Genomic DNA, 17875 nt, shown 5'->3' on the forward strand with positions numbered 1-17875 from the left:
TGACGGCCGATCGAGAAAGGGGGATGAAGGTTCTCGTCTCCGAGGAGAAAAGAATCAGACTGCGCGAACGCCCGTTGCCTGAGGACCCTTGGTGCCCTGGCCGACCTCGAACTCGACGCGCTGGTTCTCCTCGAGGGTGCGGAAGCCGCTGCCCTGGATCTCGGAGTAGTGAACGAAAACGTCAGCGGAGCCGTCTTCTGGTGCGATGAATCCAAAGCCTTTTTCGGCGTTGAACCACTTCACAGTTCCCTGTGCCATGCTTTTCCTTCTCTTTCTAACACCGGATTCGATGGAGCGCACTTTCGATCCATCGGGCCGGTTCCGACCGCTGCACTTGTACGAATCCCCCTCAGGATTCCCCCTGATGGACGAGCTCTCCCAGTACCGCGCCCGCAACATAAGATCCTGCGAAGCGTAGAACGAACACAGAAGCTGCGACCGCGTCAAGTGAACCATGAACTCCGCGTTCGCAACAGTCGAAAACCGACCCTTTTCGAACAAATTGCCCGTCTTGTAACAACACACAACGCCGGACGGGTGGAATGCGGCTCTCACCAGGGGTCGAGCCGCTCGTTTCGGGTCCGCGATAGCATGAGGACTCCAGGTCGCGTGAGCCCGAAGGGCTGGCCAGTAGATCGAACGAATGCATGGAGAGCGGCAGTGAGCGAGAAGCATCCGCACGACGGTGCGGATGTCCGGAGTTACGGGCAGCGGCTGCTGGATCGAGTGTTGGCCGGTACCCCCGCCGACGACGGCCCCGTCACGCACGTCGCCGAGATGCCGGCTCGATCGTCCAGTTTTGCACCATGGCCGTCGTGGGTCGGCCCGGAAGTGGTGCAGGTGATCACCTCTCGGGGCATCGCACAACCGTGGACGCATCAGGCCCGGGCCGCGACGCTCGCCGCCGAGGGCAGCCATGTGGTGCTCTCGACGAGTACCGCGTCGGGCAAATCGTTGGCCTATCAGCTGCCCATTCTGACGACACTGGCCGCCGACGCCCGGGCGACGGCTCTGTATCTCGCACCGACCAAGGCCCTCGGAGCCGATCAGCTACGCACCACCATCTCGATCACCGACGAGTTACGTTCGCTGTCAGACGATCTCGCCGAGGTGTTTCCCAGCTCCTACGACGGCGATACCCCGATCGAGATTCGGCAGTGGGCCAGAACCAATGCGCGCTGGATCTTCACCAATCCCGACATGTTGCACCTGGGCATCCTCGGCGCGCACGAGCGATGGTCGCGTTTCCTGCGCAACCTGCGCTACGTCGTGGTCGACGAATGCCATTACTACCGAGGCGTTTTCGGCTCCAACGTCGCCCTGGTACTCCGTCGGTTGCGACGCCTCTGCGCGCGCTACGGAGCGTCTCCGGTGTTCGTTCTCGCCAGTGCCACCACCTCGGAGCCGGGACGCGCAGCCAGTCGACTCATCGGAGCGCCCTGCGAGGAGATCACCGAGGACGGCTCGCCCCACGGAGCGCGTACCGTCGCACTCTGGGAACCGCCGCTGCTCAAGGAGATCACCGGCGAGAACGGTGCGCCGGTACGCAAATCGGCGGGGGCCGAGGCGTCGCGCATCATGGCGGATCTGTTGATCGAGGGTGCGCGGACACTCGCGTTCGTACGGTCCAGGCGCGGAGCCGAGGTCACTGCGTTGGGGACCCAGAGAATTCTCGCCGACGTCGATCCGCAACTGGTCCGACGCGTCGCCGCTTATCGCGCAGGCTATTTGGCCGAGGATCGTCGCAAACTCGAACGCGACCTGTCCGACGGCACCCTGCTGGGAGTGGCCACCACCAACGCACTCGAACTCGGCGTCGACATCGCCGGTTTGGACGCCGTCATCGTCGCCGGCTTCCCGGGGACCGTCGCGTCGTTCTGGCAGCAGGGCGGGCGCGCCGGACGTCGCGGAGAGGGCTCACTGCTGGTGCTCGTCGCGCGCGACGATCCGTTGGATACCTACCTGGTGCATCACCCGGCTGCCCTGCTGGACAAGCCGGTCGAGGCAACCGTCACCGACCCGACCAATCCGTACATCCTCGCTCCCCAATTGCTCTGCGCTGCAGTCGAACTACCGATCACCCTGGCCGAGGCCGAGGCGTTGAGCGCGGAATCTGTGCTCGAAGAGCTCGAGCTGAAGGGCTACGTGCGTAAGCGTCCTCACGGGTGGTTCATCACCCCCGAGGGGCAGCAGCTGTCTCCGCACGGTGCGGTCAACATTCGCGGCGGCACGGGCGTGCAGGTCGCCATCGTCGACGGCGAGTCCGGCCGCATGCTCGGCACCGTCGACGGCGGACGTGCCCCTGCCACAGCACATCCCGGTGCGGTGCACATACATCAGGGCGAATCCTTCGTGGTCGACGAGCTCGATCTCGAGGCCGGCCTCGCGCTGGTGCATGCCGAACAACCCGAGTGGAACACCTCGGCGCGCGAGATCACCGACATCGCGATCACCGCGGTGCACGAATCCGTCGACTACGGCGAGGTCCGCGTCGCGCTGGTGCAGGTGAACGTCACCCATCAGGTGGTGGGATATCTCCGACGCCTCCCCTCGGGCGAGGTCCTCGATTCCATCGAACTCGACATGCCGGCCCAGACCCTCGACACCCGCGCCGTCATGTACACCATCACCCCGGAGTTGTTGGAGCACAGCGGTGTTCCGTTCGAGCGATTCCCCGGATCGCTGCACGCGGCCGAGCACGCCGCCATCGGGTTGCTGCCGTTGGTCGCGACCTGCGATCGATGGGACATCGGTGGAGTGTCGACGGCATTACACCCCGACACCGGGCTCCCGACAGTCTTCGTTTACGACGGTTACGACGGCGGAGCAGGCTTCGCAGACCGCGGACACGTGGCCATCGCCGACTGGCTCGCCGCCACCAAGGACGCCATCGTCTCCTGCGAGTGTCAGACCGGTTGCCCGTCCTGCGTGCAATCCCCGAAATGCGGAAACGGTAACGACCCCCTGGACAAAGAGGGTGCCGTTCGAGTGCTGACCGCAGTGTTGGCGGCGATTACTCGGGAGCCGTGAGCCTCGGGTTCGGCGCAAACGCGCGCGCATTTGTCATACGCGCGCAAATTGCCGGGGTTTGGCGGCGAATACGACCCATTTTCAGCAAAGGCGCGCGCGTTTGCGGTATGGGGACACACCACCGCCCTGGACACCCTGCCGCGTAGCCACATTCGGCGCTACGACGGCTCAGTCTTGTTGCGGATGGACAGTGCCGCGGCAGACGATCGGATGTGTTCTTCGGCCGACTGCATTGCACGCTCCGCATCACCGGCTTCGACTGCGGCCAGGATCTGTCGATGTTCGGCTTTCAGCGTGTCGGCCAACGAGTCCCAATCGTCGATCTCCAGCAACGCGGCGAGGATGGGCGCACGCATCGATTCCCGGATCGCTGCGGTGAGCGACGCAACGAAGTCGTTACCCGAGGCCTCGGCCAAGGCGATGTGAAAATTCGTGTCGGCGTCGTTGAATACCTCTCGGGTGACTCCCTGCGTTTCCATGATCTCGACGGCGTCTCGGGCCTGTGCGAGTTTGTCCTGATCGGGGGCCACCGCGGCGAGGTGAACACTTGCCCGCTCCAGAGCGACTCGTGTGCTGATCAAGTCGTCGATCCGAAAATTGGTCAGTGCAACGTGTAGGCGAAGCAGTCGCGTGAGCGCTTGACGCGGCAAGGCCGCGACGAATGTGCCGGCCCCCGGTCCTGATCCCGGTGACGACCGCAGAATTCCGCTGCTCTCGAGGACGCGAACCGCTTCACGAACCCCTGCGCGGCTGACGTCCAGTTGAGCCGCGAACTCGCGCTCGGGCGGTAGTGGATCTCCGACGCGGAGGTCACCGGCCATGATCCGTTCTTCGATCGCATCGATGACCAGTTCGTGTGCGCGGGCCCGCCTGACCGGCTTCCACTGCAGCGGTTCCTCCCGCCCCTGTCCTGCATCGATAGACATACTCGCCATCCAACCAGAATCTTCGCTGTGTGCTGAGCCTCTTGACCGCATCGAGTGTGATCCATACCATTCGTCGTAAGGTCAGACCTCACAAACAATGAGGGTCTACGAAGGAGCAGCTGTGTACACACCCGAACTCCAACCGCTCGCGGGCAGCATCGGATTGTCCGCAGCGGTGGCGTGCCTGCCGCTGCTGACGGTCTTCGTCGCGTTGGGCGTCCTGCGATGGAAAGCGCACTTCGCCGGATTGGCCGGACTCGCCGTCGCACTGGCGGTGGCGATCTTCGCGTACGACATGCCGGTGAACCTCGCCGGCCTGTCGGCCACACAGGGCTTCGTGTTCGGGTTGTTCCCGATCGTGTGGATCGTGATCTGCGCAATCTGGCTGTACGAGCTGACCGTGGCGAGCGGGCGATTCGACGACCTGCGGCGCATCATCGACGCCATTTCCGACGATCCGCGCATCCAGGCCATCATCATCGCGTTCGGCTTCGGCGGACTCCTGGAAGCCCTCGCGGGATTCGGTGCTCCCGTCGCCATCACCGGTGTCATGCTTCTGGCCATCGGCTTCGCGCCGATGCGCGCAGCCGTAGTCGTACTGCTGGCCAACACCGCGCCGGTTGCCTTCGGTGCCATCGGCATTCCGATCCTTACTGCCGGAAACCTGACGGGCATCGACTACCACGAGATCGGCGCCTACGTGGGCCACCAAACTCCGTTCATCGCCTTGTTCGTACCGCTGTTCATCGCGTTCCTCACCGATGGTCGACGCGGTGTCGCACAGACGTGGCCGGTCGCCGTGGCCGTCGGTGTCGTGTTCGCCATTGCCCAGTGGGTCAGCGCAACCTGGATCTCGGTCGAGTTGACCGACATCATCGCCTCGCTGGCGGGCATCGCGGCCGCAGTCGTCGTTCTGCGGTTCTGGAAGCCGACCGGATCCGACGAAGCCCGTGAGCGCATCCTCCTGGCCCGAGATGCCGACCTCGAACCTGGAAGCTCGGGCACTGCTCCGATCACGCCGGCCCCGATCACACCTGCACCCGTCGCCACCCGCACCCTCGAAGCCGCTCCCCTGACGGCGCAGCGCGTGTGGCTCGCACTGTTCCCCTATCTGCTGATCATTGCGGTGTTCTCCGTGGCCAAACTGTGGTCCCCGGTCACTCGATTCCTGGCATCGACCGACATCGCCGTACCGTGGCCCGGTCTCGACGGCAAGATCCTCACCGCCGCCGGTTCCCCGGCCACCACCACGATCTACAAGTTCACCTGGCTGTCCACTCCGGGGACGCTGCTCCTGATCTGCGGTGTCATCGTTGCCGCCGTCTATCGCGTCAGCGCTCCCGATGCCGCCCGTTTGTTCGGGACCACCCTGATCAAACTCCGATTCTCCGCACTCACCGTCGGCGCGGTCCTTGCCCTCGCCTACGTGATGAACCAGTCCGGCCAGACCATCACCATCGGGACGTGGATTGCCGGCACCGGGGCATTCTTCGCCTACCTCTCCCCGATACTGGGGTGGCTGGGAACCGCCGTCACCGGCTCGGACACCAGCGCCAACGCGTTGTTCGCGACGCTGCAGCAGACCGCGGCAATCAATGCCGGCATCGATCCCACCCTGCTGGTTGCCGCCAACACTTCGGGTGGTGTGGTGGGAAAGATGATCAGTCCTCAAAACCTCGCCATCGCCGCGACGGCGGTGGGTCTGGTGGGACGAGAGTCCGAGATATTCCGAAAAGTCATCTGGTGGAGTCTCGGCCTTTTGCTGGCCATCTGCCTACTGGTCGGACTGCAGAGTTCGGTACTGGCCTGGATGCTCCCCTGACCCGACATTGCCCACACTCACCGACACACTGCACAGAATCGAGACCATGACATGCCCATCACCCGGCAGATGCCCAAAGCCACCGACCTGCGCGAGGTCCTCTCGTTCAAGAAGCCCGATCTGAACCTGCGTCGGCGACGTCTGAACGCCGCGCTCACCATCGACGATCTCCGCACCATCGCCCGTCGACGCACCCCACGCGCGGCATTCGACTACACCGATGGTGCCGCCGACGCCGAGATCTCGCTCTCGCGGGCTCGTCAGGCCTTCCGCGACGTCGAATTCCATCCCTCGATCCTGCGGGACGTCTCCCACGTCGACACCTCGACGACGGTGTTCGGCGGGCCGTCCGCGCTCCCGTTCGGCATTGCACCGACGGGCTTCACTCGCCTGATGCAGACCGAGGGTGAATACGCCGGTTCTGCTGCCGCCGGCGCTGCGGGAATCCCGTTCTGCCTCTCGACTCTGGGCACCACGTCTATCGAGGACGTCAAGGCCACCAATCCGAACGGTCGAAACTGGTTCCAGCTCTACGTCATGCGAGACCGCGACATCTCGTTCGGTTTGGTCGAACGCGCCGCGAAGGCAGGCTTCGACACCCTCCTGTTCACGGTCGACACACCGGTTGCAGGCTCACGTCTGCGCGACAAGCGCAACGGATTTTCCATCCCGCCGCAGTTGACCGCGTCGACGATCGCCAACGCCATCCCGCGGCCCTGGTGGTGGTGGGACTTCCTCACCACGGCCAAGCTCGAGTTCGCATCGCTGTCCTCCACCGGTGGCACGGTCGGGGAGCTGCTCAATTCGGCGATGGATCCGTCGATCTCGTTCGAAGATCTCGACGTCATCCGTAGCATCTGGCCCGGCAAACTGGTCGTCAAAGGTGTTCAATCGGTGGCAGATTCGGCTCGCCTCGCCGAACTGGGAGTCGACGGAATCATCCTGTCGAACCACGGAGGCCGACAACTCGATCGCGCTCCTGTCCCCTTCCATCTGCTGCCGCAGGTCGTGAGCGAAGTGGGATCCGACTTCGAGGTAGCCGTCGACACGGGCATCATGCACGGTGCCGACATCGTCGCGTCCATCGCAATGGGAGCATCGTTCACGCTCGTCGGCCGGGCGTATCTCTACGGCCTGATGGCAGGCGGCCGCGAGGGCGTCGACCGGATGATCGAGATTCTGAGGGAGGAGATCATCCGCACCATGCAACTGCTGCAGGTCAATTCACTCGCGGAACTGACCCCGGAACACGTCACGCAACTCACTCGGTTGGCCCCTCTGCAGTCCGGTGCCGCCGCATTCACGCCGCGCTGACCGCTGCGGACGGACCGTCGAGGCCGGGTTTCACCGCAAACGCGCGCGCATTCGCTGAACGCGCGCGAATTCGCCGGCTCGAACGGGGCGATTCCGCTCGCACCTGACAAACGCGCGCGCGTTTGCGGATTCGGGCGGGCGGGCGGCCGGCGGGCGGGGGCCCGGACTCACTCCGGCCCCGCCCGCGCCGTCGCGGTGGCGTCGGACATTCCGAAGCGTCCGAGGAACACCGGCTGACCCACCGTCACGATCACATCCCACTCGTCGATCGTGCACTCTCGCAACTCCGTTCCCATTCGCATCGCCAACCCCCTCGCCGTCTCACACGCATCGGACACCCCACGATCGAGAGCCCCCGCCCCGCCCAATGCAGCGAGATCGGCAGCCGACTGCGCCTGATGACGAGCACCCACTGCCGAGCCGACGTGCATCACCATCACCACGACGGCGATCAACGCCGACATCGCCAGCGCAGCCAACACCGTCGCCCCGCCCTCGTCATCGCGCACACCTGATTTCATTCCGCTGCAACCGGTTCCGCAGCAGCAACGGCCTCCGCCGACAACGTCAGTCCAGGCAGCGGACTCTCCACCTCCACCCGCGCGACGAAGAATTCACCGTCTTCGCGCACCGTGATCCGAGCACCCTCCGGCGCAACCCGCTCCCCTACCGACACAGCCCGGGCCCCATCACCTCTGGCCGCCAATCGAACCGCCTCCCTCGCAGCATCGACACACCCGATGTGCATCGTCACCGACACGATCGCCCCGATACACACCACGATCACTGCGACGATGGACGCGACGGCAATCGCCGCCTCCACCGTCACAGCCCCGTCCTCACCGCCCGGAATCAGACGGTTGTGTTGAGCGCTCGATCGATGATCCCCGTCAGCGCGGTCACGATGCTGTCTCCGGTCACCACCGTGTAGAGGACCGCGCCGAATGCCGCGGCGGCGATGGTGCCGATCGCGTACTCCGCGGTCGACATACCGTCGTCCTCCACACCGAACAATGCGATTCGAGTCTTGATCTCCTGCAGTGCATTCCCCATAATGACGCTTCCCCTCCCAGTACTCCGGCGCGGAGTGTCCGCACCGGACGATTCGTTGTGCGGCGGTCACAGCACGCCGCCGCCCAGCACATTGCCCGCCAGTCCGATCACCACGGGGACGATGCCCAGGCAGATGAAGGCGGGCAGAAAGCACAGGCCCAGTGGTCCGCTGATCAGCACACCGGCCCGTTCGGCCGCTGCCGCCGACGCGTCCTCGGCCCGAGTTCGTTGGGTGACAGCCAGTTCCGTCATCGCCGACGCCATGGACGACCCGGCCCGGGCGGATCGTCTCGCCATCCGTGCCAGCGCCTCGGTCTCCGGATCCTTCGCCACTGCGTCCCACGCCGTCGCTGCATCGGCCCCCAGCTCGAGCAGATCGGCGGCCTTGCGCAGAGCGATACCGAATGCGGGCGGAGCGGAGCGGGCTGCGGCCGCCGCGGCAGTCGAGATCGGCAGTCCGGAACGCAGACACGCAGCGAGAAGGTCGAACGTCGTCGCCACGGCGAGCGGATCGGGTCCGGAGTCGTCGACGGCATCTGTCGTCGAAAGCCCTGCAACCTCCACCCGCGACAAACCACCACGGGCAGCGGGGACGACGACCAAAGCCGTTGCCAGACAAAGCGTGATCGCCCACGTCATGTCGTCACCTTGCCGGTGATCGCATCGGTCCACAGCAGACCTGCGCAGCCGAGAGCGGTTCCGATGAGGAGCAGGATTCCGCCCAGCCCGCCGCCCAGCAGTATGCGCAGCGGATCGGCCCCCATCAGTTGCCCGAGCGCGACCCCGAGGACGGGCAGTCCAGCCAACACCAATGCAGTAGCGCGGGCCCCTGCGAGCGAGGCCTCGGTTCGTTCCCGGAATCGCCTACGTCCGAGCAGGTCCTCGCGCACGGCGTCGAGCAACTCGGCGAGTGCGAGGCCGTGTTCGTCGGCCACCCGCCATGCCGCGGCCAAGCGGTCCAGTTCGGGATTCAACAGCGGATCCGACGCGGCTATCCCGTCGGCAGCGCGTCCACCGAGTCGCGATCTGGACGCAGCACCGCGCAGCGCCTCCGAGGCGATCCCGCCGCACTCGTCCGCAGCCACCTCGCCGGCCGTCGCCGGGTGCGCACCGACCCGCAATTCACCGATGACCACTTCGACTCCGGTTGCCAACCAATCCAATTCGGCCGTCCGTCGGGCGCGCACGGTGCGACGGCGATGTCGGTGCCATCCGGTACCGCCCGCCACGAACAGAGCCGCCGCGCCCCACGGACCGCCGATCCAGAACATGCCCACCGCCGACCCCGACGCAACAGCCACAGGGAACGCCCACCCAGGAACCCCGACGGCACCTCGACCGCGGCGCGATAGTCGGCGAGAGCGGCTGGGCCACAGCGTGAATGCAGCGGCCAGGACGCACAGTGCCGCCGTCATCGCATCTCGCCACATCGGCGAGCGAGCAGTTCGTGCAGTCCGCGCTGCCCGGGCACGGCGTCGGATTCAGCGGACCACGCCGGCACAATGTGGACACGGCCTGTCGAATCCACCTCCACCAGTCCGATCTCCCGCAATCTGCGCGTGCCGTCGGCGCTCCGGTGGACGTGCAGGACGACCTGGACGGCCGCCGCGAGTTGACTGTGCAGTGCGTCTCTGCCCATTCCGCCCAGTGCGGCAAGAGCTTCGAGCCGAGCGGGGACTTCCGAGGGCGAATTGGCATGGATGGTTCCGGCGCCGCCGTCGTGCCCGGTGTTGAGGGCCGTCATCAGGTCGATCACCTCGGCCCCGCGCACCTCACCGACGACGAGCCGATCGGGTCGCATCCGTAGTGCCTGGCGAACCAATTGCCGAACCGACACCTCGCCCACACCTTCGACGTTCGGAGCACGGGCCACCAGACGCACCACATGGGGATGCGCCGGAGCCAACTCGGCCGCATCCTCCACACAGACGATTCGTTCGGCTGGGTCGACCTCGCCCAGCAGAGCAGCCAGAAGGGTGGTCTTCCCGGCACCGGTACCTCCGACGACCAGAAACGCCAAGCGCGCGAGCACAATCCGCGCGAGCAGATCGTAGCCCTCCTCGGTCACCGCACCGGACGCCCGGAGCGCGGTGAGCCCCTGGGTGGCCGGGCGAAGCACTCGCAACGACAGGCAGGTTCCACCGCTCGCCACCGGTGCCAGCACCGCGTGCAGACGGACCCCGAACGCTCCCTGTCCGACGCCGGGTAATCGGCCGTCGACCCACGGCTGCGCATCGTCCAATCGCCGACCGGCCGAGAGCGCGAGCCGTTGCGCCAGCCGCCTGACCGCGGATTCGTCGGCGAACTGGACTCCGGTGCGTTCCAGGCCTCTACCGCGATCGATCCACACCTGATCCGGTGCCGTGACCAGAACATCGGTCACTCCTGGCTCGGACAGGAGCGGCTCCAACGGGCCTGCTCCGGTGAGCTCGGTCTGCAGAATACGCAGTGCCGCAAGCATATCGGTGTCACCGATGACTCCCCCTGCTTCGGTGCGGATTGCTGCGGCAACGGTGGCGGGCACCGGAGACTGTGCCGAAGCAGCGAGCCGATCTCGTACGCGGTCGAGCAATTCGGCGGTGACGACTGCGCTCATGCTGCCCACCGCTGACCACCGGGCTTGTGCGCGAACGTATCGAGGACCACGGTGGCCGCCGCCGCGAGCGGTGAGCGGCGGCCGAGAGCAAGCCCGCCCCGCTCGAGACGCTCGGCCAATCCAGGCTCGGCCCGCATGGACGTCAGCAGCGACAGGTCGAGGGCGGCGGCGATGTCCGCGGCCCGTAGTCCCCCGGGTGCGGGCCCACGAACGACCAATCCGACGTTCGCATTTCGACTCGAGATCTCGTCCGCTACTGCTTCTGCCGACGTCACGGCCCGCAATTCCGCAGGCAGCACCAGTACGACGAGGTCGGCTGCGGCGTAGAGGGCGTCCGAGAGGTCATCGGAGTGACGCGGGGCGTCGCACACCACGAGATCGCCTCCAGCGCGCCCCGCGTCGAGCACAGCCGCCGCGGCGACGGCCGAGAGTCCGGTTCGCCGGTCGTCGGTTCGCCCGAGTGCCAGCACCGACAATCCGTTCTTCGACGGCAGCGCGCCGTGGAGTGCGTCGCCGGATACTCGCCCGCCCTCGACGACGAGGCCGGACCATCGCAAACCTGGGGCGTTCTCCCAGCCGAGCAGCAGATCGAGGCCGCTGCCGTACCGGTCGGCTTCGACCACGAGCGTGCGTTGCCCCGTACGACTGCTGCACAGGCCCAGCGCCGCCGCGAACGTGGACGCACCCGCACCTCCGCGGGCACCGACGACCGCGATGACGCCACCGCCGCCCGGCGATGTGACGACGGGTTCACCCAGGATGCGAACGAGCGTGTCCTCGTCCGAGGGCAACGACACCACGTGTTCGGCACCGAGCGCTGTGGCCGTCCGCCAATCGTCGAGTGTCGGCGACGCGGCCGTGACCAGAACGACGCCGGGCCGTCGCGGAAATCCAGCTGCGAGCGCCGACTCGGCAGAAGAAAAATCGATCAAAATTATTCCTGGGTATTCCCAAATCGGACGTGCTGATCCGATACCGACCAGTAAGTTCTCCTCTTCCACAACACAATCCGCGGCTGCGGCGATTCGATACACGTCCTGACGCAGTCCGTGATGTTCGATCGACATCGACGCGTTCGCGTTCGTCCGCCGTGAAATCGAATCCGTTTTCATGGACCCAAGCGTGCGCGAGAATCCGCTCGCGCGGCGCGCGACTTGGGGAAATGTGGATAGATCGGCCCCTGTGGATGAATACCGGTACCGCGGTACCAGTTTTCGGCCTACCCCGGAAAAGAGGACGACCCTCGCCAGGGGGGGAGGAGGCGAGGGTCGTCTGGTTCAGCCCCGGGGGGTCGGGCTGAACACCGCCCGGAATGAACCGGGCTCGTGGAAAATACTACACCCGTGGACGTCCATGTTTGCAAGTTCAACCGTCTCAATTTGTGGACTTGCTCGGAGCGAGTCGAGAAGAGAAGTTGCGCGACATCCACCGGTCACCACCGGCCACTATGGTGACAATCGTGACCCTCAGCGCAGACACCGACGACGCCCCCGCCGGCCGACGCGCAGCGCGCGTCGCCGCCTTCTTCGACCTCGACAAAACGATCATCGCGAAGTCCAGCACTCTGGCCTTCAGCAAGCCGTTCTTCGACCAAGGTCTGATCAACCGGCGAGCGGTACTCAAGAGCAGCTATGCGCAGTTTCTGTTCCTGCTCTCCGGTGCCGATCACGACCAGATGGAACGCATGCGCGCACACATCGCGGGCATGACCGCCGGGTGGGACGTCGAACAGGTGCGAGCAGTGGTGGCCGAAACCCTGCACGACATCGTCGATCCCCTCGTCTTCGCCGAAGCGGCCGATCTGATCGCGGACCACAAGCTCCGCGGACACGACGTGGTGGTCGTCTCGGCGTCGGGCGACGAGATCGTGCACCCCATCGCCGAACTGCTGGGCGCCGACCACAGCATGGCCACGACCATGGTGACCGTCGACGGCAAGTACATCGGCGAGGTCGACTTCTACTGCTACGGCGAGGGCAAGGTCGACGCCATGAAGTCCCTGGCGGCACAACATGATTACGACCTCTCCAAGAGCTACGCCTACTCGGATTCGATCACCGACGTGCCGATGCTGCGGGCGGTCGGCCACCCCACCGCCGTCAATCCAGACCGCGCACTCCGCAAAGAGGCCTCGTCCCTCGGCTGGCCGATTCTGACATTCTCGAACCCCGTTTCGCTGCGCTCCCGCATTCCGAATCCGTCCGGGAAGACCGTAGTAGCCAGTGCTGCAGCAGGTTTCAGCGCAATAGCGGCCGGCGCGATCACCTACGGACTACTCCGCAGAAAACGATGAGCCCAAACCCTTGATGTGAGCGGCGTCACGGGGTACAAATGACGTACGGAAGAACGGAAGGCCAAGAACGAACCGGAAGAGAAGGTTCGCTTCTCCCGACCGCGATTCCCAGCACGGACACCGGCACCCACGCGGAGCTAGCCACCTAATGGCAGAAGCGCTGTGGGCCTGCGATATTCGTGGGTGATCAGCAAGAACCCTGCACCGGTTGCAGGGATGACCTCATCACCGTCGAGTTCTCGCCGAGGCCACGTGGTAGTCCATCACAGCCCACCTGTGCACGCTTGGTAACCAGGCGCTCCGTGCTAACGGGCGGCGACGTCGACGCAAGTCGGCATCGCCGCCCTTTTACGTGTGCACAACTCCTACTGTGCAGCTTCGGCAATCGAAGTCGCTTCTGCAGCACCAGCTTCGAATGCTCCGAGGCAGAGGATCACCCAACTACCGACGCCCGTTGCCGTGCCCTCGGCGAACCCGGCGGCTCCATCCCGGTACGCGTTCGCTCGACGCATCCAGCTCACCTCCGGCACGCCCAGGTTGTGCGGATCGAATCCCGACGATGCGGCCACCAACCTCGATGCAGCACGCGCCACGATGCCGTCGGCAGTTCCGAAAGGCCGCAGCGTCAACAGTTCACCGTGCACGACTGCCGCGATCACCGGAGCCGGCGCGGAGGTTCCACCCGTCACCAACTGCGCAAGGAGATCGAGCCGCTCGCCGATGCCCGCGTCCGTACGCGGTCGACCGAGCGAGGACGCGTCGTCGACGAGATCCGCGGCGGCCAACAGATGTAGGCGGGCCAGCGTCTGCAGTGGTGCGCGCTTCCACGTCGACAACGTGTTCTGCAGGGCGTCACCGTCGAGAGCAGCGGCCACTCGCAGCGCACCCGCCAGAATCGGGTCGCCCTCCTCGCCTTCGCGAGGGAAATCCATCGAACCGCCCTCGAGCGCGGAGGACGAACGAGCTGCCCGCACAGCGGCCTCGGCCGCGGTCGCCGGCCACCCACGACGATTGGCCTTGTGCCGATGCACGGCACCGAGGGCATCGCGTGCCCGTTCGGCGGAATCGACAACTCCGGGCAATTCCAGCAGCGGGGCGAGGGGGTCCGTCACGACAGACGACGGTACCCCCTCACCCACCGCGGCTATGCGCCCAGCTGCACCGAGCCACCCGGAATGGCTGCGAGCAGCTTCTGGGTGTACTCCTGCTGCGGGTTGTCGAAGACGGCATCGGTCGACGCCGCCTCGACGATCTCGCCGCTGCGCATCACGAGCACGTCGTCAGCAATCTGACGGACCACCGCGAGGTCGTGCGTGATGAACAGGTACGTCAACCCGAGCTCGGCCTGCAGGTCGTTGAGCAGGGACAGGATCTGCGCCTGCACCAACACGTCCAGAGCCGACACTGCCTCGTCGCAGATGACCATTTCGGGCTCGAGGGCCAACGCACGAGCGATTGCGACACGTTGCCGCTGGCCGCCGGACAGCTCGTTGGGGAACCTGCGCATCACCGACGACGGCAGTGCCACCTTGTCCAGCAGGTCACGGACTCTGGCTTCCCGCTCGGACTTCGACCCCACCTTGTGGGTGCGCAGAGGCTCCTCGATGGTGCTGAAGATCGAATACATCGGGTCCAGCGTCCCGTACGGATTCTGGAAGATCGGCTGCACTCGACGACGAAATGCGAACGCGTCCTTGTTGTTCAACCCCGCCACGTCGCGCCCGTCGAACTTCACCGAACCCGCAGTGGGCTCGAGAAGTCCCAGAACCATCTGTGCCACAGTCGACTTGCCAGAACCCGATTCGCCGACGATCGCAGTGGTGGTACCGCGTGCGACTCCGAACGACACATCCTTGACGGCCGTGAACACGGACGACTTGAACGGGTTGCCGCCCCGGAGCTTGAATTCCTTGGTCAGCCCCTCGACCACGAGCACAGTGTCCGCGGCCGGCTCGAATGCCGAGTCGGTCTCCTCGGTGACGGCCTCGACCGCCACCTGCTTGGCATGCTCGACGATGTCCTTGCGCACCACCGACGACTTCAGTCGCTGCGACGCCAGAGACGGCGCGGCGGAGACGAGCTTGCGCGTGTACGGATGCTGAGGGTCCTGCAGGATCTCCAGTGCCGGACCGGATTCCACGATCCGCCCCTTGCTCATGACGACGAGGTGCTCGGCTCGTTCGGCAGCCAGGCCGAGATCGTGGGTGATCAGCAGAACCGCGGTTCCGAGTTCCTTCGTCAAACCTTCGAGATGATCGAGAATCTGACGCTGCACGGTCACGTCGAGAGCGGACGTCGGCTCGTCGGCAATCAGTAGTTTCGGTCGTGCCGAAAGCCCGATCGCGATGAGCGCGCGCTGACGCATACCGCCCGAGAACTCGTGCGGGTACTGATTGACCCGCTTCTCCGAATCGCTGAGACCCGCTTCCTCGAGCAGCTCGGCTGCCCGAACCCGAGCCGCCTTGCCCTTGGCGATGCCGTTTGCAGCGAGGGCCTCCTCGATCTGGAAGCCGATCTTCCACACCGGGTTCAAGTTGGACATCGGGTCCTGAGGAACCAGGCCGATCTGGCTGCCGCGGATGTCGACGAAATCCTTCTCCTTGGCCTGCGCCAAGTCACGGCCCTCGAACAGGATGCGCCCCGCCGTCACCGTGCCGGTTCCGGGAAGCAGGTTGATGATCGAGTGCGCGGTGGTCGACTTACCGGAACCGGATTCGCCCACGATCGCAACGGTCTGCCCCGGGTAGACCGTCAGCGATACTCCGCGAACAGCCGGGACCGCACCGGAGTTGGACCGGAACGAGACCTCGAGATCTTGGATGTCGAGCAGGGGCTGCTCCACTGCGATGCGTGCTGGATCCGTCATCGCTTCCTCGCCTTCGGGTCGAGGGCGTCGCGCAGGGCGTCACCCATCATGATGAAGCCGAGCACCGTGATTGCCAGCGCTGCAGCAGGATAGAAGAGAATGGTCGAGCCCTGTCGCAGGGTGACCTGAGCGGCACTGATGTCGCCGCCCCAGGAGACCTCGGTGGGAGGCAGTCCGATGCCGAGGAACGACAGCGTCGCCTCGGCCACGATGAACGTACCGAGTGAAATCGTCGTGATGACGATGATCGGTGCCATCGCGTTCGGCAGTACGTGCCTCATCAGAGTTCGCAGTCGCGTCAAACCCAAAGCCTGCGAGGCCATTACGTAGTCGTTGCCCTTCGCCGACAGCACTGCACCGCGAGTGATGCGAGCCATCTGAGGCCAGCCGAACAACGCCAACACCAGAATCACCGTGAAGATCGTGCGATCGGTGAACAGCTGCATGAGGACGATGGCCGCCAGAATCAGCGGAACGCCGAAGAAGATGTCGGTGATCCGTGAGAGCAACGAGTCCGCGATGCCGCCGTAGAAGCCGGCCAGAGCACCGAACACGACGCCGATGACCAGCACGAGGAACGTGACCCCGACTCCGGTCAGCACGGACGCCCGAGCACCGAACAGCACCCGGGAGTAGATGTCGCAGCCCTGTCGGTCGTAACCGAACCAGTGTCCGGATCCCGGGCCCTGCATGCTGAACTGCAGATCGCAGAAGCGCGGATCGGTACTGGTGAACAGGCCAGGCACGGCTGCGACCACGATGACGGCCAGGATGATGATGGCCGAGACGATGAACATCGGACGCGTGCGCAGGTTCCGCCACGCATCCGACCAGATGCTGGCGGGTGCGTCGTCGATGACGACAGCGTCGGTCTGCGACACGTCGATGACCTCGTCGGCCTCGACGAAACGTGCTTGGCGAGTAGCGCGATCGGCGTCGACGCTCTTCGGGGTGATGGGATCAGACATAGCGAATCCTCGGGTCGAGCGCGGCATAGAGAAGGTCGACGATGAGATTGGCGACCAGATAGACGACGATCAGCACGGTCACGAAAGACACGACGGTCGGTGCCTCACCGCGGATGACGGCTTGGTAGATGGTGCCGCCGACTCCGTTGATGTTGAAAATTCCTTCGGTGATGATCGCGCCGCCCATGAGGCTGGCCAGATCTGCACCGAGGAACGTCACGACGGGAATCAGCGAGTTACGCAACACGTGCACGTTGACGACACGGTTACGCGAGAGCCCCTTGGCCGTCGCCGTCCGCACGAAGTCCGCACTGAGATTCTCGGCCACCGACGTGCGCGTCAACCGCACCACGTAGGCGAACGAGACGGCTCCGAGTACGAATGCCGGCAGCAACAGGTTGGTAAAGCTGGTGTTGCCTCCCACTGTCGGCGGCACCCAACCCCACTTGATACCGATGAAGAACTGCGCGAGAAAGCCGATGACGAAGATCGGCACGGCAATGATGACGAGGCTGACGACGAGGACCGTCGAGTCGAACAGCTTGCCCTTGCGCAGACCCGCGATGAGACCGAAGCCGATACCGAACACGGCCTCGATCACGAGGGCCATCGAGGCGAGCTTGGCGGTGATCGGAAACGCTTGTACGAGAACTTCACTGACCGGGCGGCCCGAGAAGGACATGCCGAAGTCGAACGTGAAAATGCCCTTGAGGTACAGCAGGTACTGCACGATGAACGGCTGGTCGAGGTTGTAGCGGGCGCGCAGTTGGTCGGCGACGGCGGGACTGATCGCCTTGTCTCCGGCCAATGCCGCGATGGGGTCTCCTGGCAGCAAGAAGACCATGGCATAGATCAAGAATGTCGCCCCGATGAACACGGGGATCATCTGAAGTAATCGGCGTCCGATGTACCAGAGCATCGGATCACCTCCTTTGGAGGAAGGTGGACGTCACCGCAGAGGCGCAAGGATCAGCTGCAGCGGGGCGTCGAACGTAGATACGGGAGTG

At 65.0% G+C, this 17875-nt stretch carries 17 protein-coding genes; 4 read left to right on the forward strand and 13 right to left on the reverse strand.

Features of this window, described 5'->3' with window-relative positions; translation table 11 throughout:
- Nucleotides 1-54: 54 nt before the first annotated feature.
- Nucleotides 55-258, reverse strand: coding sequence for a cold-shock protein (locus AB0P23_RS12435; RefSeq protein ID WP_005248460.1), 204 nt, complete (start codon nucleotides 256-258; stop codon nucleotides 55-57).
- Between the two features lie 402 nt (nucleotides 259-660).
- Here AB0P23_RS12435 and AB0P23_RS12440 point away from each other — a divergent pair, with 402 nt between their 5' ends.
- Nucleotides 661-3030, forward strand: coding sequence for a DEAD/DEAH box helicase (locus tag AB0P23_RS12440; protein ID WP_363797744.1), 2370 nt, complete (start codon nucleotides 661-663; stop codon nucleotides 3028-3030).
- A 158-nt stretch (nucleotides 3031-3188) separates the two neighbouring features.
- On the opposite strand, the gene AB0P23_RS12445 is transcribed toward AB0P23_RS12440, so the two are convergent.
- Nucleotides 3189-3965 (reverse strand): FCD domain-containing protein, encoded by a 777-nt coding sequence (locus AB0P23_RS12445; protein ID WP_230593389.1) that lies wholly within the window; start codon nucleotides 3963-3965, stop codon nucleotides 3189-3191.
- An 88-nt stretch (nucleotides 3966-4053) separates the two neighbouring features.
- Here AB0P23_RS12445 and AB0P23_RS12450 point away from each other — a divergent pair, with 88 nt between their 5' ends.
- Nucleotides 4054-5778: an L-lactate permease gene (locus AB0P23_RS12450; RefSeq protein WP_230593390.1), complete on the forward strand. Its 1725-nt coding sequence runs from the start codon at nucleotides 4054-4056 to the stop codon at nucleotides 5776-5778.
- A 51-nt stretch (nucleotides 5779-5829) separates the two neighbouring features.
- Complete coding sequence (locus AB0P23_RS12455) at nucleotides 5830-7092, forward strand: alpha-hydroxy acid oxidase (RefSeq protein WP_032373808.1); 1263 nt, start codon at nucleotides 5830-5832, stop codon at nucleotides 7090-7092.
- 167 nt (nucleotides 7093-7259) lie between these two features.
- On the opposite strand, the gene AB0P23_RS12460 is transcribed toward AB0P23_RS12455, so the two are convergent.
- The 7 genes from AB0P23_RS12460 to ssd form a co-directional block, all read right to left on the reverse strand.
- The gene (locus AB0P23_RS12460) at nucleotides 7260-7613 is read right to left on the reverse strand and encodes an Rv3654c family TadE-like protein (protein ID WP_032373807.1); all 354 of its coding nucleotides are present in this window, start codon (nucleotides 7611-7613) and stop codon (nucleotides 7260-7262) included.
- The gene (locus tag AB0P23_RS12465; RefSeq protein ID WP_032373806.1) at nucleotides 7610-7921 is read right to left on the reverse strand and encodes a TadE family type IV pilus minor pilin; all 312 of its coding nucleotides are present in this window, start codon (nucleotides 7919-7921) and stop codon (nucleotides 7610-7612) included. The genes AB0P23_RS12460 and AB0P23_RS12465 overlap by 4 nt, the downstream gene beginning before the upstream one ends.
- Before the next feature lie 23 nt (nucleotides 7922-7944).
- The gene (locus AB0P23_RS12470; protein WP_032373805.1) at nucleotides 7945-8145 is read right to left on the reverse strand and encodes a DUF4244 domain-containing protein; all 201 of its coding nucleotides are present in this window, start codon (nucleotides 8143-8145) and stop codon (nucleotides 7945-7947) included.
- 66 nt (nucleotides 8146-8211) lie between these two features.
- Nucleotides 8212-8784, reverse strand: a complete 573-nt coding sequence (locus AB0P23_RS12475) for a type II secretion system F family protein (protein ID WP_287454520.1) — start codon at nucleotides 8782-8784, stop codon at nucleotides 8212-8214.
- Complete coding sequence (locus tag AB0P23_RS12480) at nucleotides 8781-9560, reverse strand: type II secretion system F family protein (protein ID WP_032373803.1); 780 nt, start codon at nucleotides 9558-9560, stop codon at nucleotides 8781-8783. The genes AB0P23_RS12475 and AB0P23_RS12480 overlap by 4 nt, the downstream gene beginning before the upstream one ends.
- The gene (locus AB0P23_RS12485; RefSeq protein ID WP_032373802.1) at nucleotides 9557-10750 is read right to left on the reverse strand and encodes a TadA family conjugal transfer-associated ATPase; all 1194 of its coding nucleotides are present in this window, start codon (nucleotides 10748-10750) and stop codon (nucleotides 9557-9559) included. Before AB0P23_RS12485 ends, AB0P23_RS12480 begins: the two co-directional genes overlap by 4 nt.
- Entirely contained in the window at nucleotides 10738-11853 is a 1116-nt protein-coding gene (ssd, locus tag AB0P23_RS12490; protein WP_080733267.1) for a septum site-determining protein Ssd, read from the reverse strand. The genes AB0P23_RS12485 and ssd overlap by 13 nt, the downstream gene beginning before the upstream one ends.
- Before the next feature lie 347 nt (nucleotides 11854-12200).
- Here ssd and AB0P23_RS12495 point away from each other — a divergent pair, with 347 nt between their 5' ends.
- Nucleotides 12201-13034 carry an HAD-IB family hydrolase gene (locus AB0P23_RS12495; protein WP_032364739.1) on the forward strand — a complete coding sequence of 278 codons (834 nt, stop codon included), beginning with the start codon at nucleotides 12201-12203 and terminating at the stop codon, nucleotides 13032-13034.
- A gap of 365 nt (nucleotides 13035-13399) precedes the next feature.
- Here the strand turns inward: AB0P23_RS12495 and AB0P23_RS12500 are convergent, their stop codons facing one another.
- Genes AB0P23_RS12500 through AB0P23_RS12515 form a run of 4 tightly spaced genes read right to left on the reverse strand, consistent with a single transcriptional unit; the run spans nucleotide 13400 to nucleotide 17787 of the window.
- Complete coding sequence (locus tag AB0P23_RS12500) at nucleotides 13400-14146, reverse strand: hypothetical protein (RefSeq protein ID WP_032364740.1); 747 nt, start codon at nucleotides 14144-14146, stop codon at nucleotides 13400-13402.
- A 32-nt stretch (nucleotides 14147-14178) separates the two neighbouring features.
- Nucleotides 14179-15900, reverse strand: a complete 1722-nt coding sequence (locus AB0P23_RS12505) for an ABC transporter ATP-binding protein (protein ID WP_027494481.1) — start codon at nucleotides 15898-15900, stop codon at nucleotides 14179-14181.
- Entirely contained in the window at nucleotides 15897-16868 is a 972-nt protein-coding gene (locus AB0P23_RS12510) for an ABC transporter permease (RefSeq protein WP_032386012.1), read from the reverse strand. The genes AB0P23_RS12505 and AB0P23_RS12510 overlap by 4 nt, the downstream gene beginning before the upstream one ends.
- Entirely contained in the window at nucleotides 16861-17787 is a 927-nt protein-coding gene (locus tag AB0P23_RS12515; protein WP_027494483.1) for an ABC transporter permease, read from the reverse strand. The genes AB0P23_RS12510 and AB0P23_RS12515 overlap by 8 nt, the downstream gene beginning before the upstream one ends.
- Nucleotides 17788-17875 lie beyond the last annotated feature (88 nt).

The organism is Rhodococcus sp. NPDC077669 (genome assembly GCF_040686915.1).
GTDB classification, from domain to species: domain Bacteria; phylum Actinomycetota; class Actinomycetes; order Mycobacteriales; family Mycobacteriaceae; genus Rhodococcoides; species Rhodococcoides fascians.